Source organism: Herminiimonas sp. (assembly GCF_030645555.1).
GTDB lineage: Bacteria > Pseudomonadota > Gammaproteobacteria > Burkholderiales > Burkholderiaceae_D > Oxalicibacterium.
Genome location: NZ_JAUSME010000030.1, coordinates 1 through 25,102, shown reverse-complemented (window position 1 = coordinate 25,102; position 25,102 = coordinate 1). Strand labels below are relative to the sequence as shown.

27 protein-coding genes are annotated in these 25,102 nt (G+C 55.9%); 14 read left to right on the top strand and 13 right to left on the bottom strand.

What is annotated here, in order from left to right; genetic code table 11:
• Window positions 1-1,104 (bottom strand): ATP-binding protein (locus Q7T06_RS01355; protein ID WP_304778888.1); only part of this gene is annotated, 1,104 nt, incomplete at its 3' end.
• A 378-nt stretch (window positions 1,105-1,482) separates the two neighbouring features.
• Here Q7T06_RS01355 and Q7T06_RS01350 point away from each other — a divergent pair.
• Window positions 1,483-2,313 (top strand): PleD family two-component system response regulator, encoded by an 831-nt coding sequence (locus Q7T06_RS01350; RefSeq protein WP_304778885.1) that lies wholly within the window; start codon window positions 1,483-1,485, stop codon window positions 2,311-2,313.
• 30 nt (window positions 2,314-2,343) lie between these two features.
• On the opposite strand, the gene Q7T06_RS01345 is transcribed toward Q7T06_RS01350, so the two are convergent.
• Window positions 2,344-3,513 (bottom strand): VWA domain-containing protein, encoded by a 1,170-nt coding sequence (locus Q7T06_RS01345; RefSeq protein ID WP_304778882.1) that lies wholly within the window; start codon window positions 3,511-3,513, stop codon window positions 2,344-2,346.
• 26 nt (window positions 3,514-3,539) lie between these two features.
• The gene (locus tag Q7T06_RS01340; protein ID WP_304778879.1) at window positions 3,540-4,394 is read right to left on the bottom strand and encodes a MoxR family ATPase; all 855 of its coding nucleotides are present in this window, start codon (window positions 4,392-4,394) and stop codon (window positions 3,540-3,542) included.
• A 127-nt stretch (window positions 4,395-4,521) separates the two neighbouring features.
• Here Q7T06_RS01340 and Q7T06_RS01335 point away from each other — a divergent pair, with 127 nt between their 5' ends.
• The 3 genes from Q7T06_RS01335 (at window position 4,522) to Q7T06_RS01325 (ending at window position 7,536) form a co-directional block, all read left to right on the top strand.
• Window positions 4,522-6,660, top strand: a complete 2,139-nt coding sequence (locus Q7T06_RS01335; RefSeq protein ID WP_304778876.1) for a site-specific recombinase — start codon at window positions 4,522-4,524, stop codon at window positions 6,658-6,660.
• A gap of 190 nt (window positions 6,661-6,850) precedes the next feature.
• Window positions 6,851-7,171: a cytochrome c gene (locus Q7T06_RS01330; protein WP_304778873.1), complete on the top strand. Its 321-nt coding sequence runs from the start codon at window positions 6,851-6,853 to the stop codon at window positions 7,169-7,171.
• 11 nt (window positions 7,172-7,182) lie between these two features.
• The gene (locus Q7T06_RS01325; protein WP_304778868.1) at window positions 7,183-7,536 is read left to right on the top strand and encodes a cytochrome c; all 354 of its coding nucleotides are present in this window, start codon (window positions 7,183-7,185) and stop codon (window positions 7,534-7,536) included.
• A gap of 75 nt (window positions 7,537-7,611) precedes the next feature.
• On the opposite strand, the gene Q7T06_RS01320 is transcribed toward Q7T06_RS01325, so the two are convergent.
• A complete protein-coding gene (locus tag Q7T06_RS01320) occupies window positions 7,612-8,034 on the bottom strand; it encodes a DUF1841 family protein (RefSeq protein ID WP_304778863.1) in 423 nt (140 codons plus the stop codon).
• A gap of 154 nt (window positions 8,035-8,188) precedes the next feature.
• Between Q7T06_RS01320 and Q7T06_RS01315 the strand changes: the two genes are divergently transcribed.
• Window positions 8,189-8,773, top strand: coding sequence for a malonic semialdehyde reductase (locus Q7T06_RS01315; RefSeq protein ID WP_304778858.1), 585 nt, complete (start codon window positions 8,189-8,191; stop codon window positions 8,771-8,773).
• Between the two features lie 38 nt (window positions 8,774-8,811).
• Here the strand turns inward: Q7T06_RS01315 and nth are convergent, their stop codons facing one another.
• The 4 genes from nth to fdxA form a co-directional block, all read right to left on the bottom strand.
• Window positions 8,812-9,462, bottom strand: coding sequence for an endonuclease III (gene nth, locus Q7T06_RS01310; RefSeq protein ID WP_304778853.1), 651 nt, complete (start codon window positions 9,460-9,462; stop codon window positions 8,812-8,814).
• Entirely contained in the window at window positions 9,459-10,151 is a 693-nt protein-coding gene (rsxB, locus tag Q7T06_RS01305; protein ID WP_304778848.1) for an electron transport complex subunit RsxB, read from the bottom strand. The genes nth and rsxB overlap by 4 nt, the downstream gene beginning before the upstream one ends.
• Window positions 10,152-10,263: 112 nt before the next feature.
• Entirely contained in the window at window positions 10,264-11,499 is a 1,236-nt protein-coding gene (locus Q7T06_RS01300) for a polyhydroxyalkanoate depolymerase (RefSeq protein WP_304778843.1), read from the bottom strand.
• Between the two features lie 222 nt (window positions 11,500-11,721).
• Window positions 11,722-12,045, bottom strand: coding sequence for a ferredoxin FdxA (gene fdxA, locus Q7T06_RS01295; protein WP_304778838.1), 324 nt, complete (start codon window positions 12,043-12,045; stop codon window positions 11,722-11,724).
• Between the two features lie 293 nt (window positions 12,046-12,338).
• On the opposite strand from fdxA, the gene Q7T06_RS01290 reads away from it, so the two are divergent.
• The 3 genes from Q7T06_RS01290 to Q7T06_RS01280 are packed head-to-tail and all read left to right on the top strand — an operon-like array spanning window position 12,339 to window position 15,026.
• On the top strand, window positions 12,339-13,745 hold the full coding sequence (locus Q7T06_RS01290) for a sodium:proton antiporter (RefSeq protein ID WP_304778833.1): 1,407 nt from the start codon (window positions 12,339-12,341) through the stop codon (window positions 13,743-13,745).
• Between the two features lie 10 nt (window positions 13,746-13,755).
• On the top strand, window positions 13,756-14,739 hold the full coding sequence (locus Q7T06_RS01285) for a D-glycerate dehydrogenase (RefSeq protein ID WP_304778829.1): 984 nt from the start codon (window positions 13,756-13,758) through the stop codon (window positions 14,737-14,739).
• A 2-nt stretch (window positions 14,740-14,741) separates the two neighbouring features.
• Window positions 14,742-15,026 carry a polyhydroxyalkanoic acid system family protein gene (locus Q7T06_RS01280; protein WP_304778826.1) on the top strand — a complete coding sequence of 95 codons (285 nt, stop codon included), beginning with the start codon at window positions 14,742-14,744 and terminating at the stop codon, window positions 15,024-15,026.
• Window positions 15,027-15,113: 87 nt separating this feature from the next.
• Here the strand turns inward: Q7T06_RS01280 and Q7T06_RS01275 are convergent, their stop codons facing one another.
• Together Q7T06_RS01275 and Q7T06_RS01270 are read right to left on the bottom strand one after the other, a co-directional pair.
• Window positions 15,114-15,371, bottom strand: a complete 258-nt coding sequence (locus tag Q7T06_RS01275) for an acyl-CoA-binding protein (RefSeq protein WP_304778823.1) — start codon at window positions 15,369-15,371, stop codon at window positions 15,114-15,116.
• Between the two features lie 78 nt (window positions 15,372-15,449).
• A complete protein-coding gene (locus Q7T06_RS01270; RefSeq protein WP_304778821.1) occupies window positions 15,450-15,806 on the bottom strand; it encodes an FKBP-type peptidyl-prolyl cis-trans isomerase in 357 nt (118 codons plus the stop codon).
• A 200-nt stretch (window positions 15,807-16,006) separates the two neighbouring features.
• Between Q7T06_RS01270 and Q7T06_RS01265 the strand changes: the two genes are divergently transcribed.
• Window positions 16,007-16,873, top strand: a complete 867-nt coding sequence (locus tag Q7T06_RS01265) for an EI24 domain-containing protein (protein WP_304778818.1) — start codon at window positions 16,007-16,009, stop codon at window positions 16,871-16,873.
• A gap of 21 nt (window positions 16,874-16,894) precedes the next feature.
• Entirely contained in the window at window positions 16,895-17,695 is an 801-nt protein-coding gene (locus Q7T06_RS01260; protein ID WP_304778815.1) for a molybdopterin-binding protein, read from the top strand.
• Between the two features lie 12 nt (window positions 17,696-17,707).
• On the opposite strand, the gene Q7T06_RS01255 is transcribed toward Q7T06_RS01260, so the two are convergent.
• The gene (locus Q7T06_RS01255; RefSeq protein WP_304778812.1) at window positions 17,708-18,805 is read right to left on the bottom strand and encodes an ABC transporter ATP-binding protein; all 1,098 of its coding nucleotides are present in this window, start codon (window positions 18,803-18,805) and stop codon (window positions 17,708-17,710) included.
• Window positions 18,806-18,906: 101 nt separating this feature from the next.
• On the opposite strand from Q7T06_RS01255, the gene Q7T06_RS01250 reads away from it, so the two are divergent.
• Window positions 18,907-20,553 carry an iron ABC transporter permease gene (locus Q7T06_RS01250; protein WP_304778810.1) on the top strand — a complete coding sequence of 549 codons (1,647 nt, stop codon included), beginning with the start codon at window positions 18,907-18,909 and terminating at the stop codon, window positions 20,551-20,553.
• Between the two features lie 92 nt (window positions 20,554-20,645).
• On the opposite strand, the gene phaP is transcribed toward Q7T06_RS01250, so the two are convergent.
• Window positions 20,646-21,215 carry a TIGR01841 family phasin gene (phaP, locus tag Q7T06_RS01245; RefSeq protein ID WP_304778808.1) on the bottom strand — a complete coding sequence of 190 codons (570 nt, stop codon included), beginning with the start codon at window positions 21,213-21,215 and terminating at the stop codon, window positions 20,646-20,648.
• A 246-nt stretch (window positions 21,216-21,461) separates the two neighbouring features.
• On the opposite strand from phaP, the gene Q7T06_RS01240 reads away from it, so the two are divergent.
• Window positions 21,462-22,349: a DMT family transporter gene (locus Q7T06_RS01240; protein WP_304778805.1), complete on the top strand. Its 888-nt coding sequence runs from the start codon at window positions 21,462-21,464 to the stop codon at window positions 22,347-22,349.
• A 204-nt stretch (window positions 22,350-22,553) separates the two neighbouring features.
• Window positions 22,554-23,756, top strand: coding sequence for a D-alanyl-D-alanine endopeptidase (gene pbpG, locus Q7T06_RS01235; RefSeq protein ID WP_304778802.1), 1,203 nt, complete (start codon window positions 22,554-22,556; stop codon window positions 23,754-23,756).
• Between the two features lie 73 nt (window positions 23,757-23,829).
• On the opposite strand, the gene Q7T06_RS01230 is transcribed toward pbpG, so the two are convergent.
• Window positions 23,830-24,627, bottom strand: a complete 798-nt coding sequence (locus Q7T06_RS01230; RefSeq protein WP_304778799.1) for an IclR family transcriptional regulator — start codon at window positions 24,625-24,627, stop codon at window positions 23,830-23,832.
• Between the two features lie 244 nt (window positions 24,628-24,871).
• On the opposite strand from Q7T06_RS01230, the gene Q7T06_RS01225 reads away from it, so the two are divergent.
• Window positions 24,872-25,102, top strand: a 231-nt coding sequence (locus Q7T06_RS01225; protein ID WP_304778797.1) for a diacylglycerol kinase, incomplete at its 3' end; no start/stop codon positions are given.

The following is a 25,102-nucleotide window of genomic DNA, read 5'->3' as shown; positions in this document are numbered from 1 at the left end:
CGTGAAGCTGGCCACCAGCCGCACCGCATCGCGCGAATTCAGGCGTTCCTTGATCTGCCCCTGGAATTGCGGATCGAGCACCTTGGCCGACAGCACAAAGGATACGCGTGCGAACACGTCTTCCGGCAGCAGCTTCACGCCTTTGGGCAGCAGCGAATGCATTTCGACGAAGCTCTTCACGGCGCCGAACAAGCCTTCGCGCAAACCGGATTCATGCGTGCCGCCATTCGAAGTCGGGATCAGGTTGACATAGGATTCGCGTACCACTGCGCCATCTTCGGTCCATGCGACTACCCATGCCGCGCCTTCGCCTTCGGCAAAACCTTCGGCATCGGCCGTTGCGTATTGCTCACCTTCAAACAGCGGGATGACGGTTTCTGCATTCGAGGCCTGTGCCAGCGATTCGGTCAGGTAGCCGCGCAAGCCCTGGTCGTATTGCCAAGTTTGCACTTCGCCAGTCTTTGCATGCACCAGCGTGACCTTGACGCCGGGCAGCAGCACGGCCTTGGAGCGCAGCAGGCGTTGCAGTTCGACTTGCGGTATGACCGATGAATCGAAATACTTTGCATCCGGCCAGGCTGTGACGCGGGTGCCGCTGCGTTTTTCATCGCGTGCGATGGCGCGCGACTTCAAGGGTTCGATGACATCGCCGCCGGAAAACGTCAATGTGTGTACGCCGTTTTCACGCCATACGGTAATTTCCAGCCGGGTCGACAGTGCATTCGTCACCGAGACGCCGACGCCGTGCAAGCCGCCGGAGAATGCATACGCGCCGCCCGAGCCCTTGTCGAATTTGCCGCCCGCATGCAGACGGGTGAAGACGATTTCTACCGTCGGCACCTTTTCTTCCGGATGCATGCCGACCGGTATGCCACGCCCGTCATCTTCAACGCTGACGCTGCCATCGGCATTCAGCGTGACGACTATATTCTTGCAATAGCCGCCCAGCGCTTCATCGGATGCATTGTCTATGACTTCCTGGATGATATGCAGCGGGTTCTCGGTACGCGTGTACATGCCGGGGCGTTGCTTGACCGGCTCCAGGCCTTTCAAGACGCGGATGGACGATTCGCTATATTCTGCAGGGGATTTTTTAGTGGCCATTCAATCGAATACGGGTAAGGAAGCCGGGTAAGCAGGCTGAAAATGTCTTTTTTATCATGGAATGAAACATGCAAAGAGTCTGCATTCTAATGAAAAATGAAGCCATGCACGTTTTAACGGTGAAATCGGATGGAAAAATGTCTGCGATTGTTAAATTAGTTTAGATTTCACAGACATTTCTGGCAATTTTTTGTTAAAAACGGTCAAATGTTAAATTAATGTTTTTAAAGCTGCGAGCCAGGTTTCCATGCCCGCAAGCGCATTACCCAGACAAAATAGGCCCGATAACGAATTTATCAATGTGTAAATGTAAATTTCGTGCCGAATATCATTTGGCGGTGTCCAACGTCCGCTAACGTTATATATAACTGCAACTCGATGTCTGCTAACTGTTTTCCTTTCGCGGTGCGCCTGCTAGGCTTCAATCAACAGGAAGCCGAAATTTTCGATGCCACTTTTGCCCTGGACCAAGGCAAGGGTTATGGCTATTTTCGTCTGGCTGAAGATAATCTGCAGGATCCCGACCTGTATATCGCCAATACAGATGATGAGAAGGCGCTGGCGGCCCTCTCTTATTTGCGTCCCAGCGTGGTGCGACCAGTGTTGCTGGTCGGTACGCCCGGTATACCATTGCCGCATGCCAGCATAGAGCGCCCGATCAGGTGGAATCGCCTGTTTTTCGCCCTCGACAATTTGATAGAAAAGCGTGCCGATGCCTTGTCGCGCCTGGAAGCCTCGGATGTGATTTCGGTGCCGGAGCGGCGTCGCCGTGATCGCACCGATGTCGATCTGAACGATCCGCCCGATTACCAGAAAATGCGCAAGGAACAGGTGCAGGGCGGTGCCGTATTGATCATAGACAGAACGCCTGCGTTCCGCGATTATCTGGCTGGTTTGCTGGCCCGTCATCAGGTGGAAGTCCTGTGGGCGCGCAGCGAGTCGGAAGCGGCCGGTGCCTGTGCGCGGGCGCCGATGGCGGTCGTGATGATCAATACCTCGGTGCCGGAAGTCGATCCCTACCGTCTGTGCATGACCATCAAGGCCACGCGGCCAGACGATAAAACGTCGGTGATCCTGCTGGTGTCGAAATCGAATGATTATGATGTGGAAAGGGCGCGCCAGGCCGGTGCGGATGGCTTCCTGACCAAGCCGGTGGCTGGCCATCATTTGCTCAATGCATTGAAGAAATTCATGCGTCTGTCGCGCTGAGGCTTGCGCTGCAGTCCAATTTCAGTAGTGTTACTTGCTCAGCGCGCGCATGCCGCGCTCCAGCCCCTCTATCGTCAGCGGATACATGCGGTTATCCATCTGCTGCCGGATGATCCCGATTGATTGCCGGTATTCCCAGATGTTTTCCGGCTCTGGATTGAGCCAGATGGCATTGGGGAAGGTCGTGGTAAAGCGCTGCAGCCATGCGGCGCCGGCTTCATCGTTGTGGAAATCGACTGCGCCGCCCGGGTGCAGGATTTCATACGGACTCATCGTTGCATCGCCGACAAATATCACCTTGGTGTCCGGCGTGTACTTGCGTAACACATCCCATGTCGCAAAGCGTTCCGTGTTCTTGCGCTGGTTGTTGCGCCACAGCTGATCGTAGACGCAATTATGAAAGTAATAGAATTCCATGTTCTTGAATTCGCTTTTCGAGGCGGCAAACAGTTCTTCGGTGCGCTGGATATGCTCATCCATCGTGCCGCCTACATCCAGCAACATCAAGACCTTGATGTTGTTCCTGCGCGCAGGCTGCATCCGGATGTCGAGGTAACCGGCGTTGTTCGCTGTGGCGCGTATCGTGGCATCGAGCGCCAGTTCATCCGGTGCGCCCTGACGTGCAAACTTGCGCAGGCGACGCAATGCGACCTTGATATTGCGGGTGCCGATTTCACGCGCGGCGTCGTAATCGCGATAGCTGCGCTCTTCCCATACCTTGACGGCGGAGCGATTGGTGCTTGCTCCGCCTATGCGTATGCCTTCCGGATTGTTGCCGCTATTGCCGAATGGCGAGGTGCCGCCGGTACCTATCCACTTGCTACCGCCTTCGTGGCGCTCTTTTTGTTCCTGCAATAATTGCTGCAGGCGTGCGGCCAGTTTTTCGTAGCCGAATTTTTCGACCAGCGCGCGTTCTTCCTCGCTCAGGTTTTTCGCGGCCCGCTTGAGCAGCCAGTCGAGCGGGATCGCTGCGTTTTCTTCAAACACGGTCGCGATGCCCTTGAAGTACAGGCCGAATGCGCGGTCGAACTTGTCGAAGTGCGCTTCATCCTTGACCAGCGTCAGGCGTGCCAGATAGTAGAAGTCGTCCAGCGATGGGCCGATGACTTCTTTTTCCAGTGCTTCTAGCAGCAGCAGAAATTCCTTGATCGAAACCGGAATTTTTGCATCTTTCAGCATGAAGAAAAAATCGATAAGCACGGCAGTCCCTGTCTTTGCGCTGCAGTTCAGCGCCTGGTGCGCGACATGTGGGCCAGGCGTTCGAACAGATGGATGTCTTGCTCGTTCTTGAGCAAGGCGCCATGCAGCGGCGGCAAGATGGCCGTGTCATCCTGACCGCGCAAGGCTGCTGCCGGTATGTCTTCTGCCAGCAATAACTTCAGCCAGTCGAGCAATTCGGAGGTCGATGGTTTTTTCTTCAGGCCGCTGACTTCGCGCACCTGGTAAAAAACTTCCAGTGCCTTGGCCAGCAATTCCTGTTTCAGATGCGGGAAGTGCACGGCGACTATCTGTTCCATCGTGTCGCGGTCGGGGAACTTGATGTAATGGAAAAAGCAGCGGCGCAGGAAGGCGTCCGGCAATTCCTTTTCATTATTCGAGGTGATGATCACGAGCGGCCGATGCGTGGCTTTGACCATCTGGCGCGTTTCATAGACATAGAATTCCATGCGGTCCAGTTCACGCAGCAAATCGTTGGGGAATTCAATATCGGCCTTGTCGATTTCATCGATCAGCAAAACGACTTGTTCGTCGGCGGTAAATGCCTGCCACAATACGCCTTTGACTATGTAGTTATCGATCACCTTGACGCGCTCATCGCCGAGTTGCGAATCGCGCAGGCGTGATACCGCGTCATATTCATACAACCCCTGCTGGGCCTTGGTCGTCGATTTGATATGCCATTGCAGCAAAGGCATGCCTAGCGCGGCAGCGACTTCTTCTGCCAGCATGGTTTTCCCGGTGCCGGGTTCCCCCTTGATCAGCAATGGACGTTGCAGCGTCAGCGCGGCATTGACGGCGAGCTTCAGATCGCCGGTGGTGACATAACTCTGGGAACCTTCGAAGCGTGTTTCTTGTCGCATGGCGGTGTCATTAACATGAAAAGAAACCGGAGTATAAGCGACAACACGGTTGCCAGCCGGTTTGCGGACGCGTAATGGATGTCCTGCTGCCGGCCCTGGAAATATTCCATTCCTCACAATAAATATAATGAAAATCTCTTTTCTCAAAATCTTTGCCGTGTGGCGCAGATTCCGTCGCGGTGCGCTCAGGCATCACACGGATCATGCGCAGTACCGGCCGCAAATAGAATCGCTGATGCGTCGCGCCGACCCGGGCGCATCGTGGCATGTGCGCGCCAACTGGATGATCGATCTGGCGGAATGGATACGACGCGAGCCTAAAGTGTCGCTGCTGGACGATGGCGAATGGCGGCGGGTCAAGTATCAGCGCATTCGTTTTTTGCTCGATTGGCTCGATGGCAATCGCGACGTCAAGCAAATCGTGCAGGCAACCTTGCGCAAGACGCTAAGGGAAGCGACCGGGCCTGAACTTTTTTCAGCCACCGGTTTGCCGCGGGAGTCTGCATTCTTTTCCGAGTTGTCCGAGCGCATGGTCAAGCTGGTGTTGCCGCGCCTGGTCGGCCAGCAGGATTTGTCTACGCTATTTACCGCAATGTTCCCGGATGAATCGGATGCCGAATTGTTGCTCGAACTCGATAGCAAAACCCTGTCGCGTCTGTGGAAACTGGGCGGCGACGATGGCATTGCGCACGGCTATCGCAAGCAGATAGATGAAGCGATGCTGTATCTGGTGACGATGGTCGTTTCAGTCGGCATCAGTCCGGCCTTCCGCCAGCGCCTGGAGCCGCACATCCCCTTGCTGGCAACGCCGTTCATGGCGCTGCGCCGCGAACTGGAAAATTACCTGATGAGCAGCGCAACAGATGAAGCGGGTTTGCGCAGCGTGCGCATGCTGATAGCGGTCTGCCAGGCGCAGACCGACCGGATATACGCGCATCTGGACGAGTACGGCGTATCGGTCGGACTGGTGTATCACGTCGAACGCATGCGCGCGCAGCTGATCCGCATCGCCCGCCTGCTGGATTTGCGCGCGGCGCCGCATGCCGAGGATGGGTCGGGCCAGGTGCAGGCGGTGCTGGTCGATCTGATCATTGCGCATCATCGCCGCTCGTCGGTACGCGAACTGGTCAATCGCAGCTTTGCCCTGCTGGCGCGCAAGATGGTCGAGCGCAATGCCCATCATGGCGAGCACTACATTGCGCGCGATAGAAGCGAATATCGCGCGATGCTGAAAGCGGCCATGTGGGGTGGTTTCATCACGGCATTTACGGCACTGGCAAAACTGGGGATTACCGGCCTCGGCATGGCGCATTTTTTCGAGGGCGTCTTCCTGTCCATCAATTTTGCGGTGAGCTTCATCATCATTTCCGCCATCGGCGGCGTGCTGGCGACCAAGCAGCCGGCGGTCACTGCACCTGCGCTGGCGGCGCAGATGGGCGAGCTGGATACGGTGGAAGGCTTGCGTGAATTGCTGGTCAAGATTGCCGCCTTGCTGCGCTCACAGGCAGCGGCGGTATTCGGCAACCTGCTGGCGGTGGCGCCTGTCGTTGCGGCCTTGTCCTTTGCCTTCCTGCTGGCATTCGGACTACCCATCATGAGCGTGGAAAAAGCCCAGGCGACCATCCATTCACTGTCCGTCATAGGCGTGACGCCGCTGTTCGCCATCTTTACCGGCTTGCTGCTGTGGCTCGCCAGCCTGATGGCGGGCTTTGCCGATAACTGGTTTGCCTTGCGCCGGCTCAAGGAATCGATCGCGCATCACAGACGTCTGGTGCATGCGCTGGGCGCACAGCGCGCTGAACGCTGGGCCAGCTGGCTGGAAGATAATGTCTCGACCATAGTCGGCAATGTTGCACTGGCCATTTTGCTCGGCATGATGCCGGTGATTGCACAGTTTTTCGGCTTGCCGCTGGATGTGCGCCATGTGACGCTGTCGACGGCGACGCTGATGGCGGCAGTCAGCAGCCTGGGCTGGGAAGTATGGACAATGCCGCAGTTCTGGCTGGCTTGTGCGGGCATTGTGGTGATCGGCTTGCTCAACGTCGGCGTGGCGTTTTCCTGTGCGCTGGCGCTGGCCTTGCGTGCCCGCGACGTGCCCACGCGGGTGCGCCGCCTGGTGTTTCGCGCGGTGCTGCGCCGTTTTACACTGACACCGACGATCTTCTTTTGGCCGGGCGGGCAGGATAATCCTGCAAGTACGCCGCAATCCCGCATGGACCCGGAGCCGGAGGAAGGGGAAACTGCAGCGTTGCGCGAGAAAGAATGAAGCAGGGCAAGGGGAGGATGCCTGACTGTCGGATACAGTACACGCCCTTGTGATTTGAACATGGACTGCTGCCTAGTCTTCAGGTAAAATCGAGCGGTTTTGGTGTGGCGAAGCAACATTTCTACTCTGTAGATGCCGTATAACGCCGTTTAACCAGCAGGTTTCGTATTTAATTATTTACATAGCTACCATGAAAAAACTCTTTGCACTTCTCGCGCTCGCGGGTGTGGCCAACATCGCTACTGCAGCGGAAATCGTTGGCGATGCCAAAGCAGGCGCCAACAAGGTGTCGATGTGTATCGGATGCCACGCTATCCCGGGTTACAAGGCGACTTTTCCGGAAGTTTATCAAGTCCCGATGATAGGCGGACAGCCTGAGAAATACATCACCAGCGCCTTGAATGCCTATAAAAAAGGCGAACGCAATCATCCATCGATGCGCGGTATTGCGAAGAGCATGTCGGATCAGGATATCGCCGATGTCGCCGCTTACTACGCGCAGCAGAAATAACGGGAGCCCATATGAAAAAAATTATTGCATTGGCTGTCGTATCGCTGTCAGCAGTTGTCTCATTCAACGCATCGGCTGAAAGCCAGATCGATGCCGGCAAAGCAGCTGCGACCAAATACAATTGCGCATCCTGCCATGGCGCGGATTTCCAGACGCCTATCGATCCAGGCTATCCAAAGCTGGCTGGTCAGCACAAGGATTACCTCAAGCATGCGCTGGTTGCATACAAGCGCGGCAATGAAGCCTCGAATGGCCGCAGCAATGCGATCATGGGCCCACTGGCCAAGCAATTGTCGGGCAAGGAAATCGAGAACATCGCTGCCTACCTGCACAGCTTGCCAACCACCCTGGTGCTGCGCAAATAAGTCGCCAAGCCAGAGTTGTTCGCAAAAAAAGCCACGGTTTACCGTGGCTTTTTTACGTCTGCAAGCGCTGTTTGCCTAGCGCCGCTTGATGCATTCGATATACGCTGCGCCGTCCGGCGGCAAGCCGTTGCGCTGCGATGCCCAGATCATCTCGCCCAGGCATTCCATGATTTGATGATGCGCTTCGTGCTCGGAATCGAGGCGGCGCGCCAGGCCGGTATAGGCGGCGCGTATGCCCGGCGGCTGGTCGATGGAAATCTGCTCGGCGATCGACAGGTGCATCGATAGATGCAGGAAGGGATTGGCCTGGCCTGATTCGACTGAATAATCCTGTGCCAGCGCAGCCTCGACATCGCCCAGCGCAGCGGCATATTCCGGATGCTGGATGACCCAGTCGCGGGCGATCGCTTCCAGCGGCGTGAGGATTTCATTGGCCTGCTGTTTGCGAAACATCTCGCAAAAAAAGCGGCGCACATCGTGTTGTGAAGGTGTGAACATGAGGACAATAAAAAAGACGGTTCGTTAAATGCAGACCGACATTGTACGTGGCTTGCAGCTGAACTGCAGCGCGTGTTTCGGCTACCATACCTGTTGTTGCTTTACCTTTATTGCCAAGATGCGGCATATCCTTGAAATCTGAAATGGAATATTCATGCTGAACCAGCAAGCACTCGAAACACTTTTTACGCATGCCCACACCAATTCCGTCTGGCTGGACAAGCCTGTCACCAATGGCCAGCTGCGTGAAATCTACGAATTGATGAAGTGGGCGCCAACCTCGATGAATTGTTCGCCGACCCGCATAGCCTTCGTCAAATCGCCGGAAGCGAAAGAGAAACTGGCGGCCTGCGTATCGGCCGGTAATGTGCAGAAGGTAAAAACCGCACCGATTACCGCCATCATCGGGATGGACATGGCATTTCCGCGCAAGCTGCCGCAATTGTTTCCGCATATGGATGCACAGGCTGTATTTGCCGGTAATGACAAACTGATAGAAGAAACAGCCTTCCGCAATTCGTCCCTGCAGGGCGCCTACTTCATCATGGCAGCGCGCGCGATCGGACTCGATTGCGGCCCGATGTCGGGTTTTGATGCTGACAAGGTGAATGCGGCTTTCTTTGTCGGCACCCAGGTGAAAGCCAATTTCATCTGCAGCATAGGTTACGGCGATCACGACAAAATAAAGCCGCGTTTGCCGCGCCTGACCTTCGAGGCAAGCTGCGCCATCGTGCTGTAAATACTGGCTGAAGACGCTTTAATAAAGCGCTTCGAGAATTACACGCCTTTGGCCGGCAGCGGCGTCTTCGCCTTGTAGTCGCACAGGTCGGCAATCACGCAATTCCAGCATTTCGGCGTGCGGGCGATGCAGGTATAGCGGCCGTGCAGGATCAACCAGTGATGCGCATCCTGCTGGAATTCCGCGGCGACAAACTTCATCAGTTTCTGTTCGACGATATCGACGTTCTTGCCGGGCGCGATGCCGGTGCGGTTCGATACGCGGAAGATGTGGGTATCGACCGCGATGGTCGGTTCGCCAAATGCGGTATTCAGGACGACGTTGGCTGTCTTGCGGCCGACGCCCGGCAATGCTTCCAGTGCTGCGCGCGTGCGCGGCACTTCGCCGCCATGTTCGGCGAGCAGTATCCGGCAGGTTTCAATGACGTTCCTGGCCTTGGTGCGATACAGGCCTATCGTCTGTATGTAGGGCATCAAGCCGTCTACGCCCAGCGCGTAGATTTTTCGCGGCGTGCCGGCATGCGGATACAGTTTGCGGGTCGCCTTGTTGACCGAGACATCGGTGGCCTGTGCCGACAGCAGCACGGCGATCAATAACTGGAATGGCGTTTGATATTCAAGTTCGGTAGTGGGGTGCGGATTGGCAACGCGCAGTCGATGGAAAATTTCGCGTCGTTTTTCTGCATTCATGAAGCATCCTTTTCCGCTTGTTCTTTCTTCAGACGCGCCCGTTCTATCGCCGCCTGGATGATCGCTTTCTTGCGCGCCTGCTCAGCCCGCTCCGCTTCCGAGGCTGGTGTTTCGGCTTGTACGGCCTGCAGCTTGGCGGCTGCCTTGGCCGCCAGTCGCGCATTGTTTTCTTCTTTTTCGCGTTGCAAACGCAGGTTGCGGAAATCGTGCATTGCGCGTGCCTGGTCAGCCTGTTCCTGCGACCAAGCATCCCAGCCGGTTTTGCCGGGTGTGACTTCAACCATCGCGATGCAATCGACCGGGCAGGGTGCCACGCACAGGTCACAGCCGGTACACAGGTCATAGACGATCGTATGCATCTGCTTGGCGGCGCCGATGATCGCATCGACCGGGCAAGCCTGTATGCACAAGGTGCAGCCTATGCACAGGCTTTCATCGATGACGGCTACCGGCCGTGGCCGTTCCACGCCATTGACTGGATTGATGGGGATGACAGGTTTGCCCAGCAGGTGCGCCAGCCTTGCCACGCCTTCGATACCGCCAGGCGGGCACTGGTTGTAACTGGCGCTGCCAGCGGCCATTGCTTCTGCATACGGGCGGCATGCAGGATAGCCGCACTTCGTGCATTGCGTCTGTGGCAGCAGGTCTTCAAGCTGGTCGGCCAGCGATTTTTGGGTGGGTGATGACACAGCGGGCGTTAAAAGGATAAAACAGGATTATCGTCTTATACGGGCCGCTGCGCCAAATAGAAAAAACAGGGCTGTTGCGTGGCGCGGAGTTTTTTAACGCGGCAGCAGTGGATCAGGATTGGCTCGCAATGAACTTGCTGATCTTGGGTTTGATGGTTTCGCGCCAGCGTCGACCCGAGAAGATGCCGTAGTGGCCGCATTCGGGCGCAGTGTAGTGCTGCTTTTTCGATTTTGGTATCGAAGAACACAAATCGTGCGCGGCTCTGGTTTGGCCGGCGCCGGAAATATCGTCGCGCTCGCCTTCTATCGTCAGCAAGGCGACTGACTTGATATCCTGCGGGCGCACCAGCTTGCCTTCGATTTCCCAGGTGCCGAGCGGCAGATTGTGTTCCTGGAACACTGTCTTGATCGTTTCCAGATAATATTCTGCCGGCATGTCCAGCACCGCATTGTATTCATCGTAGAACTTGCGATGCTCTTCGGCCGACGCATTGTCGCCTTCGCGCAAATGCATATAGAAATCCCAGTGGCTTTGCGCATGACGGCCCGGGTTCATCGCGATGAAACCGGCGTGCTGCAGGAAGCCCGGGTACACCTTGCGGCCGAATCCGGGGTAGGTTGCCGGCACGCTGTAGATCACCTGGTTTTCAAACCATGCATACGGTTTTTCCGCCGCGAGGTTGTTGACTTGCGTCGGCGCTTTGCGCGCATCTATCGGTCCGCCCATCATCGTCATCGATTTCGGCAGCTGCGGATCCTTGTCGCTGGCCATCAAGGAAATTGCAGCGAGTACCGGCACGGTAGGCTGGCATACGGAAATCACATGCAGGTCCGGGCCCAGCTTGCGGATGAAGTCCTGGATGTAATACACATAATCGTGCAGATGGAAGGGGCCGGCTGTCAGCGGCACCAGGCGCGCATCGATCCAGTCGACGATATACACATCGTGATCCTGCAACAGGCTGCGCACCGTATCGCGCAGCAAGGTGGCGTGGTGACCGGAGAGGGGCGCCACCAGCAATACCGTCGGCTGTTTCAGGGCCGCCAGTTCCCTGGCGGGCAATGCTTTTTTAAAATGGATCAGATTGCAGAACGGTTTTTCCTCGGCGATTTCTTCGACGATGCCGACCGCTTTTCCAGCTACCAGTACGCTGTCTATGCCGAATTGCGGCTTTTCATATTTTTTGCCGAGGCGGTGCAGCAATTCGTAACCGGCTGCATAACGATGCGCATAGGGCGCATAAGCCAGTATGGAAGCGGGATCGGTGAATAGCCTGGACGAGGCTTCTGCCCAGTGCATCAAGGGAGTGAAGAGGCTGCGGTTGAACTCATGCAATTGATAAAGCATAGTGGCCTCCTTCGGTGGCTATCGTTGAAATGATTGTCACCACAAACCGTTTATATTGCAATGCACCATTGATAACTATTCGATTTTTAGGTCGAAAGCCGCTTAATTAATTTCTTTTTTGCAATAAATCAGGCGTTGCTTCAGACCGGCATGCTGCAGATGCAGCAACAATAAAAAACGCCCCGTGGCGAACCAGGGGGCGTTTTCAATCAACTATAGGTTTTAACGTTTCAGGAATTGCAGCTTGTCTTGCCGGTCTTTCCATTCTTCCGCTTCAGGCAGTGGCGCCTTGGTTTTGGTGATGGATGGCCAATCGCGGGACAAATCGACATTCAATTTGATGAATTGCTGCTGATCGGCAGGCACGTCTTCTTCTGCAAAGATCGCATTGACCGGGCATTCGGCTACGCAGACTGCGCAATCGATGCACTCGTCCGGATCGATGGACAGGAAATTCGGGCCTTCGCGGAAACAATCCACTGGACATACATCTACGCAGTCTGTGTAACGGCAGAGGATGCAAGATTCGGTCACTACGTGGGTCATACCAGTCCTAACTGTAAATATATGGGGAAAACAGGGTTGCGCTGCATGCTAGCCGTGGGGCATGGCTTGCATATCCCGGAGGGCAGCCGCAAAGCGTTGTATTTTAAGGCATTTCGGTATTTCCTACAAACCCGACTTATACCGATTCCGTATAAGCAAATGCATTCCCCGCATAAAGGTGGTGCAAAGACGGGTGTTGTTGCACTGCCGTATCGTCATGCACCCAGCCGCATTGCTGCCAAGACATATTTTTTCTGCGATAAAATGGCTGCCCTTGTATATCGGAGTCACCCATGCGTGCAAATTTCTTCGTCGGCATGCTTGCCCTGACCCCTGCGTTATGCGGCGCGGCAGAGTTGAATGGCGGCGGTTTGTCGGTGTTGTGGGGAATTCCATTTGCCGGCTTGCTGTTATCGATCGCCTTGTGTCCGTTGTTGACCCCCGGTTTCTGGCATCACCATTTCGGCAAATTGACGCTGGGCTGGTCGCTCGCTTTTTTACTGCCGTGCGCTTTCTTTTTCGGCGCCACCACGGCGGTGCAGGGCGCGCTGCATGCTTTCGTGGCTGAATTCTTTCCCTTCCTGATCTTGATTACTTCCCTGTTTGTCGTCGCCGGCGGTATCTGCGTGCGCGGCAACCTGCATGGGACGCCAGCACTCAATACCGGATTGCTGGCCCTGGGCACGCTGCTGGCCAGCTTCATGGGCACGACCGGCGCGGCGATGCTGTTGATACGGCCCTTGATACGCGCCAATGACAATCGCAAGCATGCGGCGCACATCGTCGTGTTCTTCATTTTCCTGGTTGCCAATGCCGGCGGCGCATTGACGCCGCTCGGCGATCCGCCGCTGTTTCTCGGTTTCCTGAAGGGAGTGGATTTTTTCTGGACGGTGCAGCATCTGTATGCGCCCACCCTGTTCCTGTGCGCCGCCTTGCTGATCATTTTTTACCTGCTCGACAGCCACTACTATCACAAGCGTGAAGAGATACAACCGCCAGAGCTGGACCCGACGCCGGATTCGGCTATCCGCTATGAAGGCAAGGTCAACTTCGCCTTGCTCGGCGTAATCGTCGTGCTGGTATTGATCAGCGGTTTCTGGAAGCCGGGCATTGCATACGATTTCTTCGGCAATACGGTCGAGCTGCAAAACCTGTTGCGCGACGTGCTGCTGGTGGGCGTGATTTTTCTTTCCCTGCGCTTGACGCCAGAAGGCGCGCGCCGCGGCAATGAATTTTCCTGGGGACCTATTCAGGAAGTGGGTAAATTGTTTGCCGGTATTTTCATCACTATCATCCCGGTCATCGCGATGCTGCGCGCCGGCGAGTCGGGTGCATTTTCAGCGATCGTGCGCGCTGTGACCGATGGCAATGGACAACCGATTAACGCAATGTATTTCTGGGCCACAGGGATACTCTCATCCTTCCTCGACAATGCGCCGACTTACCTGGTCTTCTTCAATACGGCGGGTGGCGATGCGACGACCTTGATGACGACCCTGTCGGCCACCCTGGCCGCCATTTCATGCGGTGCGGTATTCATGGGCGCCAATAGCTATATCGGCAATGCGCCTAACATGATGGTCAAGGCCATCGCCGAAGAGCGCGGCATCAAGATGCCGTCGTTCTTCGCTTACATGGGGTGGTCGTGCGTCATCCTGGTCCCCCTGTTTATCGTGATGACATTCATTTTTTTCACCTGAGGATACGCATATGAAATCGAAAATACTCGTTGCACGCGCAACATTTCCTGATGTGATCGAGCGTTTGCAGCAACAGTTCGATGTCGAGGCGAATCAGGAAGACATCATATTTTCGCCTGCCGAGTTGCATGCAAAAATGCAGGACAAGGATGCGGTCGTGATCACCAGTAGCGAGAAACTGTCGGCAGAAGTCATTGCCGCCAATTCCCACCTGAAGGCGATCTGCAATGTCGCCGTCGGCTACAACAATATCGATGTCGCTGCCGCCACGCGCGCCGGCATCATGGTGACCAATACGCCGGATGTGCTCAATCAAACCACGGCCGATTACGCCTGGACCCTGTTGATGGCGAATGCGCGCCGGGTATCGGAATCCGAGCACTGGCTGCGCGCCGGCAACTGGAAGAACTGGCGTTTCGACAGTTTCCTCGGCGCCGATATTCATGGCGCTACCCTGGGCATACTCGGCATGGGCCGCATCGGCCAGGCGATTGCACGCCGCTCGATGGGTTTCGACATGAATGTGATTTATCACAATCGCTCGCGCCTGAAGCCGGAGGAAGAGGCGCATGCCAACCATGCGCGTTATGTCAGCAAGGAAGAATTGCTGCGCACGGCAGATCACCTGATACTGGTATTGCCGTATTCGGCGCAAACGCATCACATCATAGGCGCGGCCGAACTGGCGCTGATGAAGCCGACTGCAACGCTGGTCAATATCGCGCGCGGCGGCATCGTCGATGACGTGGCGCTGATCGCGGCACTGCGCGAACACCGGATTGCATCGGCCGGGCTGGATGTGTTCGAGAATGAGCCGGCCCTGCATCCCGATTTCCTGACCCTGTCGAATGTGGTGCTGACTCCGCATATCGGCAGCGGCTCGGAAAAAACCCGTCGCGCGATGGCCGATTGCGCCTCGGCCAACCTGGTCGCCGCATTGAGCGGCCAGCAGCCGCCGAATTTGATCAACCCGGAAGTTCAAGCGAAGAAATAGAAATGGCAGATATCAGCATCACGCAGGAGCATCAGCTCCCGCTGCAACAGGCAAAGGACGCTGCGCAAAAAGTGGCAGACAGGATGGCAGCAGAATTCGACATGACGACGCAGTGGGAGGGCGATATCCTTTCATTCAAGCGCAGCGGCGTGGCGGGCACCCTGGCCTTGCGTGAAAACGAGGCGCAGATAGACATCACGCTGGATTTCCTGTTCAAGGCATTTGCCGGCACGCTGGAAGAAAAAGTGGCGCGTAACATGAAGAAGTATTTTGCCGCGGCAGCCTGAAGCGCTTTCTTGCGCCATCGCTGCAGCATGAAAAAAGCCCCATCTCTTGCAAGAGGCGGGGCTTTTTAACTGGCTGACGAAGAAGAACTAGCCAGCTTTCAAATCGTTTACCAGATCGACATACTGCTGCATCGCATCGTCTTTCGAGAGGCCTGCAAGCTGATGCCACGCATCCCATTTCGCGCGCGCGACAAAGTCTGTCATCGCAGGCTGTTCGCCTGTGGCATCGCCGCTGCCAGCCTGCTTGTACAAGGCATATATCTTCAGCAGCGTCAGATTGTCCGGACGCTCAGGCAGGTTTTTGGAATCAGCCTGTGCCAGCTCAAATAGTTCTTGCAGCTTCATCGATGCTCCTGAAATGCAGACAGTAAGATCATGGCGTGCAGGTGTATAGTCCACCTGCAACCGCCATGCAAGGCTGGCTTATACGCCCAGCAATTCGACTTCAAAAATCAGGGTTGCATGCGGCGGAATCACGCCGCCTGCGCCACGTGCACCGTAGCCCAGCGATGACGGAATGATCAGGGTGCGGGTGCCGCCGATTTTCATGCCTTGCACGCCTTCGTCCCAGCCCTTGATCACATGACCGGCGCCGAGCGGGAATGAAAATGGCTCATTGCGATCCTTGCTGGAATCGAATTTCGCGCCAGCACTGCCGTCGTCGTTTTGCAGCCAGCCGGTGTAATGCACGCTGACGTGCGCGCCTGCCGTTGCTTCTGCGCCGTCGCCGACAACTTTGTCTTCGTATTGCAGCCCGGATGAGGTCGAGGTGGTAGCCATGTTTTTCCTTTGTATGTAGGGTCAGAAAGTGGGCAGATTGTAGCAGGTGAAAAGCGCTTTCATTTGCCCGGCCGGTTTTGTGCGCAATACAGCGCTGCGCCGCTGATGCCGCCACGGTAAAATGGCCTGGTTCCACACTACGGTGCGCGCAGCTGGCGCGTGCCTGGTGCGGACCTATATTTTTCCAGGGATATTCCATCATGCGCCCGCTATTTAATGCATTCGGACGAGCCGTATTGTCGCAACTGCACATCCGGATGCTGCTGCTGGCAGTGATTCCATTTGTTCTGTCGGTTGCTATCTGGGGTGTGGGCCTGTGGCTGTATCTGGAAACCATCGTCAACTGGCTGCAGAATTATTTTGTTGAAAACGACGGCTTCCGCATTTCCGGTGAGGCCCTGAGCTGGGCCGGCATGGGCGCGCTGAAGACGATAGTGGTGCCGTTGATTGCGATGTGGGTATTGTTGCCGCTGATGTTGCTGACGGCCCTGATATTTGTCGGCACGATGGCGATGCCGGCCATCGTCAGGCATGTAGGCAGCCGCCAGTACCAGGGGCTGGAAGAGCGCAAGGGCGGCACCTTCCTCGGAAGCTTGTGGATGTCGACTTCATCTTTCACTATCTTTCTGGCGCTGTGGCTGATTACGCTGCCGCTGTCGCTGATTCCACCGCTGACGTTTGTGATCCAGCCCGCCTTGTGGGGCTGGCTTACCTATCGTGTGATGGCATATGATGCATTGGCCGATCATGCCGATGCACAGGAAAGGGTGGCGATCCTGCGCCAGCATCGCTGGCAATTGCTGGCGATAGGTGCGATCACCGGCGCCCTGGGAGCGGCGCCTACCTTGCTGTGGCTGGGCGGCGCGCTGTCATTCATATTTTTTCCGGTACTGGCGGCGGGCGCTATCCTGCTATACGTACTGGTGTTTATCTTTACCGGACTGTGGTTTCAACATTACTGCATGGCGGCATTGGCCGCGCATCGCGCCGAGCTCGGCGCGGCCGGGCCGGCGCCTGATGCACCGCTGGCAAACGAAACGACGCATACCATTTCAACGCTTGAATAATCTGACGTAGAGGGAAAGACCATGGGATTCGGACTCATCATCATAGGCGACGAAATCTTGTCCGGCAGGCGCGTCGACAAGCATTTCCCCAAAGTGGTGGAATTGCTCAGCGCGCGCGGTTTGTCGCTGGATTGGGCGGAAATCATCGGTGATGATCCGGCGCTGATCACGGCCGCGTTGAAGCGCACTTTAGCCAGCGACGATATCGTGTTCAGTTGCGGCGGCATAGGCGCCACGCCGGATGACCATACGCGCACATGTGCGGCCGCGGCGCTGGGTGTGCCGCTCGTGCTGCATCCAGTTGCGAAGGAATATATACAGCAGCGCATGATAGACATGGCGCGCGAGGCGAATGTGGCGTTTGATTTGAATACGCCGGAAAACCTGCACCGCCTGAAGATGGGCGAGTTCCCGCAAGGCGCAGCCATCATCCCCAATCCGTACAACAAGATTCCCGGGTTTTCGATTGCGCATGGCAACGGCGGCGCACATTATTTCCTGCCGGGTTTTCCCGTGATGGCGTGGCCGATGATTGAAACTGTGCTGGATACGCAGTATGCGCATCTGTTCCATTGCAACGCCTGGCTGGAGAAGTCGGTGCTGGTGTTCCACTCGATGGAGTCGGCGCTGACGCCGCTGATGGAAGCGATAGAGCGTGAATTCCCGCAGGTGAAGATATTCAGCTTGCCGAATGTCGGTGATGAAGATACGCGCCGCCATATCGAACTTGGCGTCAAGGGCGAGCCGGCGCAGGCTTCCGCCGCATTCGACCGGCTGGTGGCTGAATTAAACTTGCTGAAAGTCGAAGTCCAGCATATCTGACATGCGCAGGTGCTAGGACAGCTTCGGAAACGTCACCACATGGTCCGCTTCCAGCTTGATGCCTATGCGTTCGCCTAGCGCGTGATCGTGATGCGATGGCACCAGTGCCAGTACTTGCTGGCCGCTCGGCAATTTCAGGGTATATAAAAAATCCGCGCCGCGGAATGCCTTGCGCACGACTTCTGCCTGCAGCGGACTGGTGTCGTCATGCACGACATCATCGGCCCGCAGCAATACATCGACCTGCTGAGCGTTGCCCTGAGCCGGATCGCAGATGTCCAGGCCCTGGCATAGCGGCAGCGTACCCAGTTCGATATTCACATTCTGGTTCGGCTGGTCTATCGTGCCGGGAGCGAATACGCCGAGGCCAATAAAGTCGGCGACGAAGCGGTTGCCCGGGCGATGATACAGATTGTAGGCACTGTCCCACTGGACGATCACGCCGTTCTGCATCACGCCTATCTGGTCGGCTATCGCAAAGGCTTCGTGCTGGTCATGCGTGACTAGCACGGCTGTGGTGTCGACTTCCTTCAAGATGTCGCGCACTTCAGTGGCCAGCCGTTCGCGCAGGTCCACATCCAGATTGGAAAACGGTTCATCCATTAACAGCAAGTCCGGTTGCGGCGCCAGTGCGCGCGCCAGCGCGACGCGTTGCTGCTGCCCGCCGGACAATTCATGCGGAAATTTTTTCCCCTGCGATGCGAGCCCGACCAGCGTCAATAATTTTGCGACGCGCGCATGGCGCTCTGCCGCTGACAGTGCGCGCAAGCCGAAGCCGACATTGTCAGCTACTGACAAATGCGGGAACAGCGCGTAATCCTGAAACACGACACCGACATGACGCTCTTCCGGCGGCGCCGTGTAATGCGCGCTGCTGAGTTCCTTGCCGCCCAGGGCGATGCGGCCTTCTATCAATGGCTCGAAGCCGGCAATCGCGCGCAGCACGGTCGTTTTACCGCAACCGGACTGGCCCAGCAGGCAGCCGATCTGGCCGCGTTGCAATGCAAATGACAGGCTGTGCACGATCTCGTGCATCTGGCGACCCAGCCGGTAACCTACGCGTATCGATTCAACCGCCAGATGCATGGGGGTATCGGGAATTGCTGACATGGTGCACGTTTCCAAAATAATTACATGGATGAAATATCAATTGATTATAATTCTCATCTAGTCGATTGAGAATGAATTCATGCCTTTTTATGTTCCGCTTCATGCCCATGCTTGACGCCCGCCGTCAATCTGGTCGGATGCATCCGCTGTTGCTGACTTCGCTGGCCATCGCCTTGCTGGTCGGTGTGCCTGTCGCCGGCGTATTATCGAATCTGCTTTCCGGTCCTGCATTGAGTGCCGGCATCGGCACGTTTGCGCATTTGTGGGCTACGGTGCTGCCGGAATATATCGTCAACAGCGTGCTGATTGCCGTCATCGTCGCGGTCCTGACGGCGGTGCTCGGCATCGGTTGCGCATGGCTGGTCGCCGCTTTCGATTTCCCAGGCAGGAAATTTTTTGCCTGGGCCTTGATCCTGCCGCTGGCGATGCCGGCCTATGTGGTGGCCTATGCATATACCGATTTCCTGCAATATACCGGCCCGCTGCAAACCGGCTTGCGCGCATGGTTCGGCTGGCAGGGGCCGACTTACTGGTTTCCGGAAATTCGTTCCGTCAGCGGCGCCGGTTTCCTGTTTGCCTTCGTGCTGTATCCCTATGTTTATCTGCTGGCGCGCAATGCCTTCATAGAACGCAGTCCGCGCATGTGGGATGCGGCGCGTACTCTGGGCGCCAGCCCGTGGCGCGCATTTTTCCAGGTGAGCCTGCCGCTGGCACGTCCGGCGGCAGCAGCCGGCATTGCGCTGGCCTTGATGGAAACGCTGGCCGATTACGGCGCCGTCGCTTATTTCGGCATCCCGACCCTGACCACCGGCATTTACAAATCCTGGTACATATTTTCCGATCGCGCAGCGGCTGCGCAAATTGCGGCCGTGCTGTTGATAGCGGTCATGGGCTTGATGATGCTGGAGCAAAAAAACCGCGGCCGGGCGCGCTATTACGCAGTCGGCGGCCGCAGCGCCGCGCAATTGACGACCACGCTGCAGGGCCGGCAGGCGTGGGGCGCAACCGTGTTTTGCAGCGTGCCGGTGCTGCTGGGTTTCTTTGTACCGCTGATCATATTGCTGCGCCTGCTGTGGCAGGCCGATGCAATATCGTTCGATGCGCGTTATCTCGGCTGGCTGGAAAACACGATTATTCTGGGTGGCGTGACAGCGCTGATCGCGGTCGCGATTTGCGTGTTGATGGCGTATGCAGCGCGGGTGACGAACAGCAAGCTGCAGGCCGCGTGCAATCGCATCGTCAGCATGGGATATGCGATCCCGGGTGCCGTGATTGCGGTCGGCATCCTGATCCCGCTGGCGCATATCGATGCATGGAATAGCGCACATGGGGTGGCGCTGGTTCTCAGCGGCAGCGTGATTGCATTGATCTACGCTTACCTGGTGCGCTTTCTCGCAGTTTCATTTCAAAGCGTGCAAGCCGGCCTGCTCAAGATCACGCCGGCCATGGATGCCAGCGCGCGCAGCCTGGGACATGGCCTGGCATCGATGCTGATGCACATCCATGTGCCATTGCTGTGGCGCAGCGTGCTGACTGCCGGCCTGCTGGTGTTTGTCGATGTGGTCAAGGAGCTGCCTGCCACCCTGACGATACGCCCATTCAATTTTGATACGCTGGCGGTGATCACGCATCAGCTGGCATCCGACGAGCGCCTGGGTGAAGCGGCCCTGCCTGCATTGACGATAGTGCTGATTGCTATCGTGCCGGTCGTGATCCTGGCGCGCGCGATAGCCAGAGGCAGTCGCTGAATATTCGTTTCTGCCGGCCGGAATGAAAAATGCCCCGGATTTCCGGGGCATTTTTCTTCGGCTGTCGCAAACGATCTGCGATAGATCTGAATTTATGCAGCCTTGCGTGCACGCGTCGAGGTTTTTTCTGCCGCGTTGACAAACTGGCTGGCGGCCGCGCTCAAGTTGCCTTCCAGCGCTTCGACGGCCTGTTTGGTGGTTTTGGAAAACTGGTCGTAGCCGGCATTGGCATTGCCGATCGCCGATTTGAGTATTGCAATCGCATTTTCCGATCCGGCCGGTGCGTTCTTGCTTAACTCTTCGATCAGCGACAATACCTTGCGATTGGTTTCTGCAATTTGCGTTTCGGCAGCCTTGGCGAATTCAGCCTGCGTGCCGCTGAGGATGCTTGCCAGATGGCGGCTGTATGACAGTGCCTTTTCAGCATTCGGCTGTGCCTGCGCAGCGCTCAGCGAGAAAAACTCTTGCGGATCCTTGGCAGTGAATAATTGCTGTGCAGCGCCGCCCGATTCCTGCAGCGATGATTTCACTACATTCAGATTCAAGTCCATGATTTTTTGCGCGCTGTCGAAGGCGGTACTGGCGAGCGTATTCATAATGGCGAGTTGCGATTCAAACTGATTCTTGGTTGCGGCGGAAAACTGTTCTGGGATAGCAAACATGAGATTTCTCCTTTGTCGGGTACTGCATGATGGCAAAAAGCAGGGCATTTATGATGCGATGCAACATAAGTGATTTTATGCTTTGTATTTACCATGTCAAGTTAAATTTGTTGCGATGCACAAAGGCAATATTTCAGTGAAAAAACTGCCAACAATTTCTTTTTATTAACTCGGGCCGGGCAGTCAATTTCAATTGAGAGATAATTTGGGCGCCGCAGATCCACAGCAAACAATGAATAACGAGCCATGCCACCAACAAATACTGCGCCCCATCCATACTCGCGCTTGATCCCCTTCCTCTTCGTGCTGATCTGGAGCACCGGCTTCATCGTGGCCAAGTTCGGCTTGCCTTATGCGCCGCCGCTGACGTTTTTGTCGCTGCGCTTCATCGGCGTCTTGCTTGTTCTATTGCCCCTGGTGCTGCTCATGCGTGCACGCTGGCCGCTGGGGCTGATGCGCCACATTGCCGTGGCAGGAATATTGGTGCAAGCCGGTTATCTGGCTGGTGTCTGGTGCGCCATCCAGCTGGGCATGCCGGCCGGCTTGTCGGCATTGATAGTCGGCATGCAGCCGGTGCTGACAGCGTTTGCCGCGCCATTGATAGGGGAAAAGGTACGCAGGCGCCAATGGATAGGGCTGGCGTTCGGACTATGCGGGGTTGCGCTGGTGGTGGCGAATAAAATCACGCTGACCGGTTTGAGCTGGTCCAGCATTGCACTGTGCGTGATGGCCCTGTTGTCGATTACCAGCGGCACGATGTATCAAAAACGCTATTGCCCGCATTTTGATTTGCGCACCGGCACCATCATCCAGTTTGCAGCGTCCAGCGTGGTGGTGCTGCCGCTGGCAATTTTGCTGGAAGACTTTTCTCCTGCCTTGCACAGCGTGCAATGGACGCCCGCTTTCATAGGCGCCTTGCTGTGGTCGATACTGGCATTGTCGATAGGCGCGATCTTTTTGCTCTTTGCCTTGATACGCAAAAACGCAGCCACGCAGGTAAGCAGTCTTTTGTATTTGACGCCGCCGACCACCGCCTTGATGGCATGGCTGGCATTCGGCGAGGCTTTCAGTTTGATCGGACTTGCTGGCATGTTGCTTGCTGTAATCGGCGTGGTGTTTGTCGTAAAAAGATAAGAAAGGGCAGCTGCTTCGCTACACAAGCTCTTGTTATTTGCTTATTGATTTCGGGTATCGCCGGCAGTAATAATGTTGCCAAAAAAATATTATGCATTAGAAAATAGATTAATGAACATCGCTAACTATCTAATTTGCTTGCACATTTTCTGATATTTGCTAAACTGCAAGTCATGTTTTTTGTAAGAATTGGGAGAGTCGCAGATGCTTAAATCCGCGCTGGGAATATTTTTTTCGCTATTTGTCATTTTCAATGCTCCCCTGACGCAGGCTAAAGAGCCGAGCGCGCCTGCTGCGAAAAAAACATCTGCGAAAAAAGCCGTAGTAAGCAAGCCGCGCAAAGCGGCGCAGGCACCGAAACGCACTGTCGCCAGCAAGTCATCTTTAGAGTCTAAAAAGACTGCCTCCAAGTCGCTCAAGCGCGGCGCATCCAAACAGCTCGCAGCGGACAAGAAATCCAGCCGTAACGCAAATACCTCACTGACTTCGACTGAAAAACTGGTCAAGAAAGAAGTCATCGTACGCGGCAAGCGCAAAGTCATTTATCAGCGTGTGGCGCAAGCGGTCGTCCCTATCGTTCCGCCGATACTGACTGCCGGTGATATCGCCGGTTTGAACATGACGCGCGACAATCTGGCTTTGGCGTCGAATGTGGCGCTGGTGCTGGACCAATCCACTTCCGATGTGCTGTTCGAGAAAAACTCGAATGTAACGCTGCCGATTGCATCGATCACCAAATTGATGACCGGCCTGGTCGTGGTGGAAGCGCAGCAGGACATGAATGAAATTCTTGAGGTCACGGAAGAAGATATAGACCGCGAGAAAAACAGTACATCCCGCCTGCGCGTAGGTTCGCAGCTGTCGCGCGCCAACATGCTGCACATTGCCTTGATGAGCTCGGAAAACCGCGCCGCCTCTGCGCTGGGACGCCATTACCCAGGCGGCATACGGGCATTTGTCGCGGCGATGAATGCGAAGGCAAAATCGCTGGGCATGAACGGCACCCGTTATGTTGATTCGACCGGCTTGTCGAGCAATAACGTGGCCAGCGCACGCGATCTGGCCAAGCTGGTCACGGCGGCGCATCGCCATCCGATACTGTGCCAATACTCGACTGATACCAAATACGTGGTGGAGCCGGGCGGACGTTCGCTGGAATATGCAAACTCTAATCGCCTGGTGGCCAATCCTGACTGGGAAATCGGCTTGCAGAAAACCGGTTATATCTCTGAAGCGGGCCGCTGCCTCGTGATGCAGACGAATATCAATGGCCGGCCTATCGTCATGATCTTCTTGGATTCCAAAGGCAAGTTTTCGCGTCTGGCGGATGCTTCGCGTATCCGCAAGTGGCTGGAAACGATGCAATCGCAAAACGTCGCGCGCAAGCAGCGCGCAATCGAAAGCTGAGAGCGATCGCAGCATGAAAAAGGCGAACCGAGGTTCGCCTTTTTCATTTCCGCCATCTGTGTAGACCCATGCGCTAATGGCCGGTCGCCGTGACGTCTTCGGTATAGCCAAGTGCGGCCGATATCTGGCTGGCGGTAGACATCAAATCATCGAGCCATTCATCCTGCAGGCGATCCGCAGGTGCTGAAATCGACAGGCCGGCAATCAGCTTGCCGGTATCGTCATGGATGCCGGCGGCCATGCAGCGCACGCCGAGTTCCAGTTCTTCATTGTCGCGTGCATAACCGTTTGCGCGCACCAGGCTCAGTTCGGTTTCCAGCTTCGCCAGATCGGTAATGGAATTATTGTTGTGGCCGGCCAACCCGGTGCGGGTAGCGTAGGCGCGCACCATCTTCGGCTCATCTATCGATAGAAACAGCTTGCCGGTCGAGGTCAGGTGCAAGGGTGCATGGCCACCGACTGCGCGTACCACCTGCATGCCGGAGCGCTCGGAGAATGCGCGATCGATGTAAATGATTTCATCGTTTTGCCGTACCGACAAATTGACTGCCTGATTCGTTTTGCGATGAAGATTGCGCATCAGGTCCAGTGCCGCATCCCTTACATTAAGCCGGCTCTTGACGGTATTGCCCAGTTCCAGCAGGCGCATGCCCAGCCGGTAAGTGCCCGGTTCGGAACGGTCGACAAAGCGCGTGATGACGAGGTCATTGAGGATGCGGTGTGCGGTCGAAGGATGCAGGCCGGTCTCGATCGCAAGTTCTTTCAGGCTGACTGGATCGGGGTGACTGGCGAGCGCATCCAGCAGTGAAACCATGCGTTCAATGACTTGTATCGAAGTTTTTTCGGTCTCCGCAGAGTGAGCTGTTTTCATGTTCTGGAGTATGCATTGCAGTGCTGACTTTATATCACATTGTGAAAGATGAAAAAAATTTGTCGCCCGCTTTGTGCGTGGAATACCTGTTCTCGATGCGGCATAATGGGTCTGGAGTTGCTTAACGCGCTATTCACGGCAGCAGGTTCATGATGAGCAGTTAGTGCGTCTCCGGTGCTGCACCAGGCATTGCGATATTTTCTTTTCACTCTTTTCCCTATCAACCCATCACCCTGAAAATTGCATGATCAATCAAGAACAGCCTGTTAGCGAATTCAAAAGCAAAAGCGGTTTGAAGCGCATTCTTTCCGCACTCGGCTATTCGATAGCCGGCTTCAAGTCGGCATGGCGCATGGAACATGCATTTCGCCAGGAATTATTCGTCGTCATCATTGCGACCGTTGCTGCCTTCCTGCTGCCGGTAGTGGCATGGCAGAAATTACTGCTGATAGGCGTATTTGTATTGGTGTTGATT